Origin of the sequence: Mesorhizobium sp. BH1-1-4 (assembly GCF_020165665.1) — a bacterium.
Classification (GTDB): Bacteria; Pseudomonadota; Alphaproteobacteria; order Rhizobiales; family Rhizobiaceae; genus Mesorhizobium.
In genome coordinates this window covers 43514-56183 of the sequence record NZ_JAIUIN010000031.1, presented here as the reverse complement: position 1 = coordinate 56183, position 12670 = coordinate 43514, and the positions used below count along the sequence as shown (strand labels likewise).

Below are 12670 nucleotides of genomic sequence, written 5' to 3'. Positions count from 1 at the left end.
CCAGCAACAAGGTTGAATCAGATTTGCTCGCCTAAGGGAATCCGTCTTCGATTCAGCCTCAACTCATCCCGCTCTAGCCGTCCGCGCGGAACGGACTTGGCCGTCGGCCGTGCCGCGCTTGTCGTCCACTTCGCTTGCCGCGACGGCTGGCGGACTTGGCCTGGGGCTAGGCACAGGAGGTTGCGCGATGGCGGCGACTGTGTCCGGGGTTTCGGGTTGAACCTCCGGCTGTGCCGGCTCTTCGATTTTTGCCGCAACGCTCTGATTGTCATCGCGAGGGACGTCGGTCACCAGTATATCGGGCGTTGACGAGGCCTGCCTTGCCGGCTCGGGTGACGGTGGCCTGGCCGCTTCACGGACAGGTTGAGACGGCTCGAGCGGCTTCTCGGGCGAGGTCGTGGCTTGCCGGGCCGGTGGTGGTTGGGGCGACGAAGCGGGACGAGACGGTGCCGGTTTGGCCGGTTCTGGGTTGGGCACCAGTGTGACGTTCATCGCCTGCGATTCGCGGTCCAGCGCGCTGCCCGCCACCTTGTCGCCGGCCTGGTCGCTGCCTTGCGACTGCGCCGTATCCGGCAAGTCGGCAGCGCCTTTGGGCGAGATCAGGAAAGCCGCCACCACGCCGGCGTGAAGCAGGCAGGACGCGACGATCGCCGCCGGCCATCTGCCTTTGGCTGCGGGTGGCATCCAGCCGATCGGCTCTGCGGGCACGATGGCCAACTCGTCGCCGGCGTCGGGGAGGGGACTGATTTCCTGCATGTCGCGCGGCGGAAATTGCAGCGGCCGGCGCAGACTTGTCAAATCAAGATCGATTGCCCCGCTCCGAGACATCGAGACGCCGCCCAGCGGGCGGGCCGAGGTCTTTCTCAGGGATGCTGGATGCAGCCCCACCTCAGACGCCGAAAGCGATGCCGGTCTTGGTGTCCGTCTTCAGCTTGCGCATGCAGGCGGCCGGCTCGACGCCTGAGCCCACGCATTCGGTCGCGCTGTTGATCAGCACGCGGCTGACCTTGGCGCAGTCGGCGCCGGCAAGGTCAAAGCGCGTCACCTTTGTCTTGCCGGAAGGCAGATCCTTGAAGTCGAGCACGGTCAGCCGGTCGACGACCCCGGCCTCGTTGAACAACGCGATCTCGAACGCCGCCTTGGTGAGGTCGGCGCCGAGATTGTTGTTGACCAGGAAGGTCAGCCGGCAGCCCTTTTCGGAAGGCTGTGCGGCATTGAGTTCGAGGGTCAGGACCGGCGCGGACTGCTCAGCCCACGCCGGAACCGTCGCAAGCGACATCGCCAGCGTCGAGGTCAGCAGACGAAGGGATGTCGTCAAGCTCATCATGGCAGATCAGCCTCCAAAGCGCATGGTTGCCGCCAGTTTCAGCGTGATGCCGGGTTCATAGACCGCAACTGTCGTGCTGCCGTTGAGCGGGTTGGCGTATTTGACGTCGAACAGATTGTCGGCGCGGAAATCGACCTTCAGATTGTCGGTCGCCTGATAGCTGGCGAAGGCGTTGACCAGCGTGTAGTCCGTGGCCACCGCATTGCCCTTCGGCTTGCCATTGTACTGCACTTCACCGCCAACGGTCAGCTTGTCCTCGAGGAAGCGCAGGCCCAACTGAGCGGTGACCTGAGAGGAGGGGATGGTGGCGAGGTCGGCTTCCACGCCCTTGTAGGAAACGGTGTGACCGTTGGTGATCGAGGCGGAAAGCCCGGCATAGCCCCATGCCGCGTCGTAGACGCCTTCCAACTCGAAGCCGTCGATCTTGGCCTTGGCGAAATTCTGATATTGGAAGCAGATCGGGATGCCAGGGCCGAACGGGCAGCCGCTGCCTGGAGCGAACGGTGACAGGGTCACGCCGTCGATATAGTCGTCGACATCGTTGCTGAAATAGGCTGCCTTCAGGCGCAGGGCGTCGCCCGGCTCGAAAATATCGTTCTGCCTGTAATTGACGCCGAATTCGGTTGTCTTGCCCGTTTCAGGCCGCAGATTTGGATTGGGCAGGAACGGGAAGCTGACGCCGGCGGGATGATTGCCGCTGATCAGCGTCTCCGTGATCGACGGCGAGCGGTAACCTTCCGCGTAGGTGCCGTAGAATTGCAGGCCCGCAAGCCCGGCGCTCTCGAACGGCGAGACGCCGACCGTGACGCGCGGCGATAGCCTGTCGCCGGAAATATCGTGCGTGTCGTCCTTCAGGCTGTAGCTGTCGTAACGCAGGCCGGCGATGACCTCGAGCCATTCCCAGGTGAGTTTGTCCTGGACGTAGGCGCCGGAGACGTTCCGCTTGCCCGATGGGGTGTAGAAACTGTCGCCGCCGGCCGCGCCGCCGGTCTCGACGTTGTCGCCGACCCAGTCGCCGCCATAGGTCAGTTCATGCGCGACGCCGCTCGTTTCGAACCGTGACGTGTTCCAGATGTCGATGCCGGTCGTGCCGACATCGAATGTCGACCGCGACCCTGCCGGCAGCACCACGGGAAGACCGGTCACCGGATCGAAGCGGTTCTGCGGGACAAGACTGGTCAGATCGAGATTGGTCTTGTTGTAGGAGGTGTTGATGTGGAGATCGAGCCAGCTCTTGTCATCGTCCGTGATGTTGTAGCGGGCCGTGAAGGTGTTCGACTTCAGGTCGACATCATTCACAGGCACGCCGCCGCTGGTCTCGTCCCAGCCGTCGCTCGAGCCGACCCAGCCAAGCTTCAGCTCACTGTTCTCGGTCGGCCGGATGGTGGTCTTGAGCAGGCCGCTCAGCACGTCGAAACCAGTGCCGTTGACAGTGTCGCCGTCGCCATCCTTGTAGTTGTCGTAGTCGCGGTAGACGATGTTGCCCAACACGTCCCAGTTCTCATTGATGCGGTAGGCACCGGTGGCACTGGTGGTCCAACCCTTGCCGTTGCTCTCATAGCGTCCGGTGACGGAACCGGCCCAGGTCTCGTCGGGCTTGAGGAAGTCCTGGGCATCCTTGGTGTCGAAGAACACGACACCGCCAATGGCGCCCGAACCATAGGTGTTGGCGACCGGGCCACGGATCACGTCGACGGATTTGACGAGCTCGGGATCGATGTAGAAGGTCGACTGCGTGCCGTGGTCGGAGCGCTGGAAATTCTGGCGCGCGCCATCGACGATGACAGCGACGCGGCCGAAATCCTGCAGGCCGCGGATGTTGATGCTGGTGCTGACACGCCTGGCATCGGCCTGCGTGGCGACACCCGGCACACCGAGCAGCATCTCGTTTGGCGTCGTGGCCATGCGCCGATCGAGCTGTTCCTGATCGACATGGCTTGCCGAGGCCAGCGATTGGATCGCGGTCTCGCCGGTGCGGCTCAGCACCAGGATCTTGTCGAGCAGCGTCGCGCCGGCGGGGGCTGCTTTTTCCTGGTCAGTCTTCTTCGATTGATCGGCCTGCTCGCCCGCCGGCCGCGTCGCCTGTTGCGCGTGCGCGAACGGCGCGGACAGGGCGACCACCGCCACGCTTGCGAGCAAAGCCGCCGCACCGTTCGCTGCCGAGCGGCCGCGCCGTTCCCAAATCATCAACCCCATGCCCCAACTCCAAATCCCAGGTTCCATGCTGGCTGGCCGGGGCTTGCTGGCATTTTTGCTCGTATCCGGCATCTTAAATGTTGACTCATTTAGTCCGGTATTGCACTGACTAGTAAACATGATTATTCAAGTCAAGAAATGAATCGGCAATTTCGCAACGCCTAGCCGGATGCCCGGCACAGGAAGGGATCGACCCAGATGAACACGCACAATCCCAACGATTTTCGCTATCGCGTCCGCCGCTCCGACGAGGCCTCGGCGCGTTTCGATCGGATTCCGCTCGCGGTGCGAACGCTGTCCAGCAACACGCTGTTCCAGGGCGAGCACGAGATCGGCATCGAGCATCATGGCGCGCTCTACCGGTTGAAGATCACCCGGCAGGGCAAGCTCATTCTCAACAAGTAAGACAAGGCGACAGGGGTAAGACATGGATCAGCGCGTAAAACCCGCCCCGCATGAAATCCGGCGGGCACGGACGGAGAATCCGAAAACGCGCGAGCGTGACCTGGCCGGCCAGCTCGGCATCTCGGAGGCCGAGCTGGTGGCCGCGCATTGCGGCGATGGCGTCGTGCGCGTCGAACCCCGCGTCAACGACCTTCTGACCGGCCTCGAGGCCGTTGGCGAGGTGATGGCGCTGACCCGCAACGAAAGTGCCGTGCACGAGAAGATCGGCGTCTACGACAAGGTCGTCACCGGCAACCACAATGCCATGGTGCTCGGCGAGAACATCGACCTGCGCATCTTCCCGAAAGTCTGGGCACACGGTTTTGCCGTGGAAAAGCGCGACGGCGACGACATCCGCCGCAGCCTGCAGTTCTTCGATGCGGCGGGCGAGGCGGTGCACAAGGTGCATCTGCGACCGGCGTCCAGTCTGTATGCTTACCAGAAGCTGGTCGCCTCGCTGGAATCACCGAACCAGGAGCCGACTATCGACATTTCAGGGTCCGTTCTCGATGAGGAAAGCGAGACCGCGACATCGACCGCGAGCCTGGACGATCTGCGCGACCGCTGGAGCCGGCTGACGGACGTGCACCAGTTCTTCGGCATGCTGAAGACGTTGAAGCTCAGCCGCCGCCAGGCGGTGCGCATGGTCGGCCAGGACTATGCCTGGCTGCTCGACAATGACGCGGTGCGCGCCATGTTCCACCACGCCGCCGAAGGCGAGATGCCGATCATGTGTTTTGTGGGCAACCGCGGCTGCATCCAGATCCATTCCGGTCCGGTCAAATCGATCAAGCCGATGGGGCCTTGGATCAACGTGCTCGACGAGACCTTCCATCTGCATCTGCGCACCGACCACATCCATGAGGTCTGGGCGGTGCGCAAGCCGACCAAGGACGGCCATGTCACATCGCTCGAGGTCTATGGCGCCAATGGCGAGATGATCATCCAGTTCTTCGGCAAGCGCCATGAGGGCGAAAGCGAGCGCGACGACTGGCGTTTCCTGGCCGAGCACCTGCCGCGCCTTCCAAACCCGACGGCAGCCTGAGGAAGAACCCAATGCATGTTGTTTTCAGTTTACGCACCGCGCTGGCGCCGATGGTTGGCGCCTTGCTTGCTTTGACGGCCTTGCCCGTCGGCGCCAACGAAGGCGCAACGGTCTTTTCCGACACGTCGCGGATCGCCTCCATCGGCGGTTCGATCACCGAAATCGTCTATGCGCTCGGCGAGGAGGGCCGCCTGGTTGCACGCGATTCGACGAGTTCTTATCCCGAGGAAGCATCGAAGCTTCCCGATGTCGGCTATATGCGCCAGCTGTCGGCCGAGGGCGTTCTGTCGGTCAATCCGTCCGGCATTCTGGCGCTCCATGGCAGCGGCCCGCAGGAAGCGATCGACGTGCTCAAGAAGTCGAGGGTGGCTTACATAGAGGTGCCCGAGCATTTCACCCACGAAGGGATTCTGGAGAAGATCCGGGTCGTGGGTAAGGCGCTGGGTGTCGACGCCAAGGCCGACAGGCTGGTCGCTGAGACGGATGCGAAGCTCTCGGCCGCCGAAAAACAGGCAGCCTCGATCAAGGAGCGCAAGCGCGTCCTGTTCGTGCTCTCGACGCAAGGCGGCAAGATTCTTGCCGCGGGCAGCGACACCGCCGCCGAGGGCATCATCAAGCTCGCCGGCGCGGTCAACGCGGTCGAGGGCTTCTCCGGCTACAAGCCGGTGTCCGACGAGGCGATCGTGACCGCCAGGCCCGACGTCATCCTGACGATGAAGGGTGGTGGACCGCCAATCTCCGAAGAGGAGTTGTTTGCCAACCCCGCCATTGCTTCGACCCCGGCGGGCACCGGCCGCAAGTTGATCAGCATGTGGGGCGGCTACCTGCTCGGCTTCGGGCCGCGCACGGCCGACGCCATCCACGATCTCACGGTTTCGCTCTACGGCGCGCAGAGCACGGACTGAGCATCATGGTCGATCAATCGATCGCCGGTACGGTCAAGGTGACGGGTGTGTCCGAAGGCGATCGTTCGGCGCGCGCCCGCGCGGTCATCCTTTTGCTGTGCCTCGGCCTGGCAATCGCCGTCTTGCTTTCGCTCACGGCAGGGGCGTCGGACGCATCCGCCGTGAACGTCATGAGGGATTGGCTCCTTGGCGCCGTCCCCAGCGATGCGGCACTCAACGCCCGTAACGAGCTGATCGTCTACGACATCCGGCTGCCGCGCGTTATCCTGGGCATGCTGGTGGGGGCAGCTCTCGCTGTCTGTGGCGCCGTCATGCAGGGGCTGTTCCGCAATCCGCTCGCCGACCCCGGCCTGATCGGGGTTTCAGCTGGTTCCAGCCTCGGCGCGGTGGCGATCATCGTGCTGGGCGGGACCATTTTGGCGCCGGTGACCGCATTGCTCGGAACGCTTGCGTTGCCGCTCGCGGCATTCTTCGGCGGTCTTGCAACGACATTGGTGCTTTATCAGGTCGCCACGCGACGCGGGCAAACCTCGGTCGCCACCATGCTGCTCGCGGGCATCGCCCTGGCGGCGCTTGCCATGGCGCTGACCGGAATCCTGATATTCATGGCCGACGATCGCCAGTTGCGCGATCTGACGTTCTGGTCACTGGGATCGCTCGGCGGTGCGACATGGGCCAAGATCGCTTCCGTCGGGCCCATCATCGTCCTGGCGCTCGCGGCGATGCCGTTCCTGGCCCGGGGTCTCAATGCGCTGGCCTTGGGCGAAGCGACCGCCGGCCATCTCGGCATTCCGGTGCAGCGGCTGAAATACACGGCCATTGTCGGTGTTTCGGCGGCAGTCGGCGCGTCGGTGGCCGTCAGCGGCGGCATCGGCTTCGTCGGCATCGTGGTGCCGCACCTGCTGCGCCTGCTGATTGGCCCCGACAATCGCTATCTGCTGCCGGCCTCGGCGCTGCTCGGCGCCTCGTTGCTGCTGCTTGCCGACGCGGTCGCCCGCACCATCGTGGCGCCGGCCGAATTGCCGATCGGCATCGTCACGGCAATCGCTGGCGCGCCGTTCTTCCTGTGGATTCTGCTGCGCAAGCGCGGCGTGGTCGATTTGTGAGACTTGGTATTTGTGAGGCTTGGGATTTGTGAGGTTGGGATGATCGAGGCAAGGGACGTTTCGGTCGATATTGCCGGCAAGCGTATCGTCGCCAATGTCGATTTCGACGCCCGCCCGGGCGAAATCGCGGCCATCGTGGGTCCGAATGGTTCGGGCAAGACGACCTTCCTCAAGGCACTGTCGGGCGAACTCGCCTATGCCGGAACCGTCCTCCTCAACGGCCGCGACCTCTCGGCGATGAAGCCCGTGGAGGTTGCCGTCCAGCGGGCCGTGCTGCCGCAGGCGACGGTGCTGTCGTTTCCGTTCACGGTGCGGGAAGTCGTCAGGCTTGGCCTTGTCGGCGGCCGCTCGGGTGTGTTGCCGGGCGAGGACACGCGACTGCCCGAGCGCGCGCTGGCGCGGGTCGACCTCGATGGTTTTGCCGGGCGTTTCTACCAGGAGCTTTCAGGCGGCGAGCAGCAGCGCGTTCAGCTCGCGCGCGTGCTGTGCCAGGTCTGGGCGCCGGTGCTCGACGGCAGGCCGCGTTATCTCTTCCTCGACGAGCCGGTGTCCAGCCTCGACATCAAGCACCAGCTGATCATCATGACCATCGCCCGCGACTTCGCCAGAAGAGGCGGCGGCGTGGTCGCTATCCTGCATGATCTCAATCTGACGGCGATGTTCGCCGACCGGATTTTCGTCATGCATCGCGGCCGGCTGGCCGCGACCGGTTCGCCGCGCGACGTGCTGAGTGACGATCTGATCGAGAAGGTGTTCGATTGCCGGCTCAAGGTCGGCGTGCTGCCGGCCGGCAACATGCCGTTCGTGCTGCCGCAATCGGCGGTCGGTTGATTTCAGGCAGCGCGATGGGGATCAAGCAGCCGGGGCGCGGCGTTCCACCAGCATGTCGATGCCGAGCAGATTGCGGACATTCGGCCGTGCCGCGACCAGATCGGCGATGGTGTAACGGGCAAGCACGGCGAAGAAGGCGTTGAGCGCCTCGCGAAGCGCCGAGTTCAAGGCGCAGCTGTCGACCAGCGGGCATTCGGCGGCGTCGTTCTCGAAGCACTCCGCCATGGCAAAGCTTTCCTCGGTCACGCGCACGACGTCGAACAGGCTGATCGCTTCGGCCGCACGGCCGAGCCGTACTCCGCCATTCCTGCCGCGCACCGTCTCGACCAGGCCGTTCTCGACCAGGGGCTGCAGGATCTTGAACAGGAACAGTTCCGACACCGAATAGGCGGTCGCGATCTCCGGGATGCGGCTCAACCGGTCATTGTTGGCGGCACAATACATCAGGATGCGCATGGCATAGTTGGTTTGGCGGGTAAGCCGCATTTCATCCTCACAAAGCGCTGGCTTGGTGAAACCATGCCAGGGTCTAGAACTTTGCCGGCGCGGCTTCACCCGGATTTTCGGAGTCGCTCTACTGGCCTCGGCGGAATATGGCCTATACCTTGGAATAATTCCAGACTGGCTTCGCATTATAGCTGAATTTTCTCGTCAACTTTATGTGCGTGCCGGGCAAAACCCGGGGAATCGCCGTCACGGGCATTCTGGCGGTCGAATCCCTAAATAGGCTGAGATCGACGAGGAGCGGCCGTCCATGGCTCAATCGACCCAGTCCCTGGCCCCAGTGCGGTTCGATGCCGACGCGGGCGCCAAGCTTTCCGCGCTGTGGCGGACAAAGTTCGTCGCCACGGCGGCACTGGCGCTCTGCGTGCTGGTCTTTGCCTTGGCCAAGTCCTTCCAGGGCAGCTATCCGTGGCTCGGCTTCGTCGCCGCCTTCGCCGAGGCGGCGACCATTGGCGGCCTTGCCGACTGGTATGCGGTGGTGGCGCTGTTCAAGCGGCCGCTTGGGCTGCCGATCCCGCACACCGCCATCATTCCGGAAAACCAGGACCGTATCGCCGACAATCTCGGGCGTTTCATCGAGGTCAATTTCCTGGCGCCGGAACCGGTGCGCGAAAAACTCGCCGAGGTCGATTTTTCGGCGCTCGTCGCCGACTGGCTGGCCGATGCCGAGCGCGCCGCCGGCCTGTCGCGCTTCGTCGTGCGGCTGGTGCCGCGGACACTTGCGGCCGTCGAACAATCGGGCCTGCGCGGGTTTGTCACCAGCCGGATGCTCGAACAGATCGAAAAGGTGCCGCTGGCGCCGCTGGCCGCCGAACTCCTGTCGGCGCTCACCGACGATCGCCGCCACCAGAAACTGTTCGACGAGTTCATCAAGGTCATCGGCCGCTTCCTCAACGACGAACAGGCGCTGGCGACGATGCGCGACAAGATCCGCGAGGAACTGCCGTCGCTGTTCAACCTGTTCCGCGCCGACGCCTATCTGCTGAAGAAGATCGTCGCCTCGGCGGGCTCCTTGCTGGACGAGGTGCGGGCCGATCCTGACCATCCGATGCGGGCCGAATTCGATCGTTTCGCGCAAGGCTTCGTCGAGCGGCTGCGGACCTCGAAGCAGTATGCCAAGCGCGCGGAAAAGATGAAGCGCGATTTCCTAGCCAGGCCCGAGGTCAAAGCGCTGGCCGGCGATATGTGGGAGAGCCTCAGCCTGTTCATCGAGCAGGACGCCAAGGCGCCGAATTCCCTGATCCGGGAGCATCTCGCCAACATGTTCGTAGAGGTCGGCCGCCATCTTGCCGGCGATGCGCAGATCCGGGCCGATATGAACCAAGGGTTCGTGGTGGCGCTGGCGTCCTTCGTGGAAAGCCAGAAGAGCGGGGTGTCGAAGTTCATCGCCGACCAGGTCAAGCGCTGGGATCTGGCGCAACTGACGCGGCTGATCGAGATGAACATCGGCAGGGACCTGCAATATATCAGGTTCAACGGCATGATCATCGGCGGGCTGGCGGGCATAGTGCTCTACACGATCGAACTGCTGCTCCCGGTCAATTGATCCGTATCGATCGCGCAGGCCCGTGTTCGAAATGGACATGAGGCGTTCGAGTGCTATTCTCCCCGACGAGGGCGTCCGCGACCGCGGCAAAGGGGAGAAGACAATCATGGCCCGACAATCGGAATCCGATTCCTTCATGGAAATGTTCGGCAGGTTCGGCCGTGACCTGAAGCTGCCCAACGTCGATGTCGAGGCGATCCTCGGGCATCACCGCAAGAACCTTGAGGCGCTGGAGAAATCGGCGCGGGCAAGCGCCGCCGGGGCGACCTCGCTGCTGTCGAGGCAACGCGAAATGCTGCAGGATACGCTGCGCGAGATCGCCGACATGGCGCAGAGCTACCGGGCACCGGGCAATCCGCAGGAATTCATGGCCAAGCAGACGGAGTTTGCCAGGAAATCCTTCGAGGCCGCGCTCAAGAACGCCGGTGAAGTGGCTGAACTGGCGAGGAAATCGGGTACCGAATCGATCGACATCCTGCGCGCGCGCATCAAGGAGGCGATGGAAGAGGTCCGCTCCGGTTACGAAAAGAAGTAGGTTGTTTGCACCTATCGCTTCGTCTTCCGGCAGACGCCAGGTTCGCAATTCCGCGACCTTGCACATAGTTGCATTAGCGCCACGCCATAAGCTCCCGCAGCCCCAGAAGGTTGGAAAATCCGAATTCGGCCTGCCATCGCATGCTAAGCCATGGCACGAGTGAGCTCGAATCCGCCGGAACGGATTCAGGCAGGGCGAATTGACAGAGGCCGCCGGTCGTGATCCGGAAGCTTCGGAAGCGATCGGGAAAGCAGGAATGACGGAAGCACGGCCTAAAACGCCGCCAACCTATGAGCAGTTGAGAACGATGTCCGGACAGGAGCTCGGCGTCTCGGAATGGACCACGGTCGACCAGAACCGTATCAACCAATTCGCCGAATGCACCGGCGACCATCAATGGATCCACGTCGATCCTGAACGGGCGCGGCGGCAAAGCCCGTTTCGCACGACGATCGCGCATGGTTATCTGACATTGTCGATCATCGGCGCGCTGGCCCTTGAAATGGGGATCGTGCCCGAAAATACGCAGGCCGCCTTCAACTACGGCTTCGACAAGGTGCGTTTCCTGGCGCCGGTCAGGGTCGGCGCACGCATCCGCCTGCGCACGACGCTGCTTTCCATGGAAGACCGGGGCCCCGGACAGTATCTGATGAAGGCCGCCAACACGGTCGAGATCGAAGGCGAGGAAAAACCGGCGCTGATGGCTGAAACACTCGTCATGCTTTACGAACGCCGCAAACGGGCAGGGGCCTGAACGGCGGTCCATCAGGCCCCGTTGCGTCATTTCCTTCAGCTGTTGCTGTCCTGCCTTGCCTGCATGCTCCGCAAAAGCTCGAGCGCAAGCAGCGTTATCACCGCGAAAATGGCTGCATAGCAGGCCAGGGGCCACGCCGTGTCGCCGCCAAGCAGGAGCACGAACAACGTTCCGGCGATGCCGACGATCAGGCTCTGGACGCAGAAATAGAGCGCCACGGCAGCGCCCGCGACATCGCCGAAGGCTTCAAGCGCGCCATTGGCCGTGACCGATCCGGCAAAGACGATGCCCACGGCCATCACCCACATGGGCAGGACGAAGGTCGTGAAGGAAGGGGCAGCGAAGATCTGGCCCAGTGCCAGCATCGCGGCGCCGAGAAACAACATCGCCATGCCGCGGGCGAGGCTGCCGGGCACGCCCCAGCGGGCGACGAACGACCTGGCAAATCGCGTCGTTGCGATCATCACCAGTGCCGCCGTGGCAAAGGCGACGCTGAAGGCGATCTGCGAGAAGCCGGCGCGATCGATCAGCACCCTGGGCGCCGTCGAGAAGAACACGAAGAACGTGCCCATCGCCGTGGCGAAGCCGAGCGTGTAGGTCCAGAAGGCGAAGCTGCCCAGGATCGTGCCGAATGCAGGACGTGGACCCGAGCTGTTCGAGGGCCGCGTCTCATGCCATCGCAGCCACGCGTTGAGCGTGGCCGCCGCGGCCAGGATGCCGAGCGTGAGGAAGATGGCGCGCCAGCCGAACGCCCGGGCGATCAGGGCGCCGGCGACCGGTCCCAATGCCGGCACGAATGCCAGCATGGAACTGAACAGTCCATAGATGACGGTGCCCTCCGGCCGTCCGGCATAGACATCCCGGACCGTGGCGAAGGTTGCGACCAGAACAGCCGATGCGCCCATGGCCTGCACGACGCGCAGCACGACAAAGGGCGTGGCGTGCGACGTTACGGCAAGCAGGATGGAAGCGCCCGCGAACAGCAGCCCGCCGCCGATCAGCACCGGGCGCCTGCCGATGCGGTCGGAGACCGGGCCGAACACGACCTGGCCGAGGCCGAGGGTCACCATATAGAGGCTGAGGGTCAGCTGAATGATGGCGGGCAATGTGCCGAGAGCCTCCGGCATCGCCGGAACCACCGGCAAATAGATATCCATGGCCAGCGAGGCAAGGATGTCGAATGGCGCCATCAGCAAGAGCGCCGAGGGCAAGGCATAAGCCCATGTCGGGGAGGGTCGTTTTTGAAAAAGCATGATTGAGCATCCGCACAAATGGTGAGATTTGGCGGCGATCTGCCGTTTCATGAATGGTCTGATCTGACGGGGCAGAAGGCCGCAACAACGAGGTGTTGTCGCGGCTTACTTGTCTGCTGACTTGGTGGTTCCCATAACGCTGTCCCGAATTGACGTCGCGGACATGAGTCCGCAGGGCGTCAGTACCAGCCTGGGCCCGGCTCGGCAACCTTCGCGGCTCCATG

The 12670-nt window shown here is 63.5% G+C and carries 13 protein-coding genes; 8 read left to right on the top strand and 5 right to left on the bottom strand.

The features are described from left to right. Window positions 1–63 precede the first annotated feature (63 nt). The 3 genes from LB569_RS29590 to LB569_RS29580 form a co-directional block, all read right to left on the bottom strand. On the bottom strand, window positions 64–798 hold the full coding sequence (locus LB569_RS29590; protein ID WP_224695092.1) for a hypothetical protein: 735 nt from the start codon (window positions 796–798) through the stop codon (window positions 64–66). 91 nt (window positions 799–889) lie between these two features. Then, a complete protein-coding gene (locus LB569_RS29585; protein ID WP_224695091.1) occupies window positions 890–1327 on the bottom strand; it encodes a hypothetical protein in 438 nt (145 codons plus the stop codon). A 6-nt stretch (window positions 1328–1333) separates the two neighbouring features. Further along, entirely contained in the window at window positions 1334–3523 is a 2190-nt protein-coding gene (locus LB569_RS29580) for a TonB-dependent hemoglobin/transferrin/lactoferrin family receptor (RefSeq protein WP_224695090.1), read from the bottom strand. Between the two features lie 198 nt (window positions 3524–3721). Here LB569_RS29580 and hemP point away from each other — a divergent pair, with 198 nt between their 5' ends. Genes hemP through LB569_RS29555 form a run of 5 tightly spaced genes read left to right on the top strand, consistent with a single transcriptional unit; the run spans window position 3722 to window position 7854 of the window. Next, window positions 3722–3928, top strand: coding sequence for a hemin uptake protein HemP (gene hemP / locus LB569_RS29575; protein WP_140701659.1), 207 nt, complete (start codon window positions 3722–3724; stop codon window positions 3926–3928). A gap of 22 nt (window positions 3929–3950) precedes the next feature. Then, window positions 3951–5012 carry a hemin-degrading factor gene (locus LB569_RS29570; protein WP_224695089.1) on the top strand — a complete coding sequence of 354 codons (1062 nt, stop codon included), beginning with the start codon at window positions 3951–3953 and terminating at the stop codon, window positions 5010–5012. Between the two features lie 11 nt (window positions 5013–5023). Next, the gene (locus LB569_RS29565; protein WP_224695088.1) at window positions 5024–5917 is read left to right on the top strand and encodes a hemin ABC transporter substrate-binding protein; all 894 of its coding nucleotides are present in this window, start codon (window positions 5024–5026) and stop codon (window positions 5915–5917) included. Between the two features lie 5 nt (window positions 5918–5922). After that, window positions 5923–7023: a FecCD family ABC transporter permease gene (locus LB569_RS29560; RefSeq protein ID WP_224695087.1), complete on the top strand. Its 1101-nt coding sequence runs from the start codon at window positions 5923–5925 to the stop codon at window positions 7021–7023. A 39-nt stretch (window positions 7024–7062) separates the two neighbouring features. Further along, window positions 7063–7854, top strand: a complete 792-nt coding sequence (locus LB569_RS29555; protein WP_224695086.1) for a heme ABC transporter ATP-binding protein — start codon at window positions 7063–7065, stop codon at window positions 7852–7854. A 21-nt stretch (window positions 7855–7875) separates the two neighbouring features. Here the strand turns inward: LB569_RS29555 and rirA are convergent, their stop codons facing one another. Continuing rightward, complete coding sequence (rirA, locus tag LB569_RS29550; protein WP_140701654.1) at window positions 7876–8340, bottom strand: iron-responsive transcriptional regulator RirA; 465 nt, start codon at window positions 8338–8340, stop codon at window positions 7876–7878. 268 nt (window positions 8341–8608) lie between these two features. Between rirA and LB569_RS29545 the strand changes: the two genes are divergently transcribed. The 3 genes from LB569_RS29545 to LB569_RS29535 all read left to right on the top strand — a co-directional run bounded on the left by LB569_RS29545 (window position 8609) and on the right by LB569_RS29535 (window position 11193). Then, the gene (locus LB569_RS29545; protein WP_224695085.1) at window positions 8609–9904 is read left to right on the top strand and encodes a DUF445 domain-containing protein; all 1296 of its coding nucleotides are present in this window, start codon (window positions 8609–8611) and stop codon (window positions 9902–9904) included. A 106-nt stretch (window positions 9905–10010) separates the two neighbouring features. Further along, on the top strand, window positions 10011–10439 hold the full coding sequence (locus LB569_RS29540; RefSeq protein ID WP_224695084.1) for a phasin family protein: 429 nt from the start codon (window positions 10011–10013) through the stop codon (window positions 10437–10439). A gap of 256 nt (window positions 10440–10695) precedes the next feature. Then, entirely contained in the window at window positions 10696–11193 is a 498-nt protein-coding gene (locus tag LB569_RS29535; protein WP_140701651.1) for a MaoC family dehydratase, read from the top strand. A 35-nt stretch (window positions 11194–11228) separates the two neighbouring features. Here the strand turns inward: LB569_RS29535 and cml are convergent, their stop codons facing one another. Next, entirely contained in the window at window positions 11229–12446 is a 1218-nt protein-coding gene (gene cml / locus LB569_RS29530) for a CmlA/FloR family chloramphenicol efflux MFS transporter (RefSeq protein WP_224695083.1), read from the bottom strand. Between the last annotated feature and the right edge of the window lie 224 nt (window positions 12447–12670).

Bases quoted from the DNA above. Each gene is read 5' to 3' on its own strand.
- rirA (WP_140701654.1), bottom strand. From the start codon at position 8,340: ATGCGGCTTACCCGCCAAACCAACTATGCCATGCGCATCCTGATGTAT.
- hemP (WP_140701659.1), top strand. From the start codon at position 3,722: ATGAACACGCACAATCCCAACGATTTTCGCTATCGCGTCCGCCGCTCC.
- LB569_RS29540 (WP_224695084.1), top strand. From the start codon at position 10,011: ATGGCCCGACAATCGGAATCCGATTCCTTCATGGAAATGTTCGGCAGG.
- LB569_RS29535 (WP_140701651.1), top strand. From the start codon at position 10,696: ATGACGGAAGCACGGCCTAAAACGCCGCCAACCTATGAGCAGTTGAGA.
- LB569_RS29570 (WP_224695089.1), top strand. From the start codon at position 3,951: ATGGATCAGCGCGTAAAACCCGCCCCGCATGAAATCCGGCGGGCACGG.
- LB569_RS29580 (WP_224695090.1), bottom strand. From the start codon at position 3,523: ATGGGGTTGATGATTTGGGAACGGCGCGGCCGCTCGGCAGCGAACGGT.
- LB569_RS29565 (WP_224695088.1), top strand. From the start codon at position 5,024: ATGCATGTTGTTTTCAGTTTACGCACCGCGCTGGCGCCGATGGTTGGC.
- LB569_RS29560 (WP_224695087.1), top strand. From the start codon at position 5,923: ATGGTCGATCAATCGATCGCCGGTACGGTCAAGGTGACGGGTGTGTCC.
- LB569_RS29545 (WP_224695085.1), top strand. From the start codon at position 8,609: ATGGCTCAATCGACCCAGTCCCTGGCCCCAGTGCGGTTCGATGCCGAC.
- cml (WP_224695083.1), bottom strand. From the start codon at position 12,446: ATGCTTTTTCAAAAACGACCCTCCCCGACATGGGCTTATGCCTTGCCC.
- LB569_RS29585 (WP_224695091.1), bottom strand. From the start codon at position 1,327: ATGATGAGCTTGACGACATCCCTTCGTCTGCTGACCTCGACGCTGGCG.
- LB569_RS29555 (WP_224695086.1), top strand. From the start codon at position 7,063: ATGATCGAGGCAAGGGACGTTTCGGTCGATATTGCCGGCAAGCGTATC.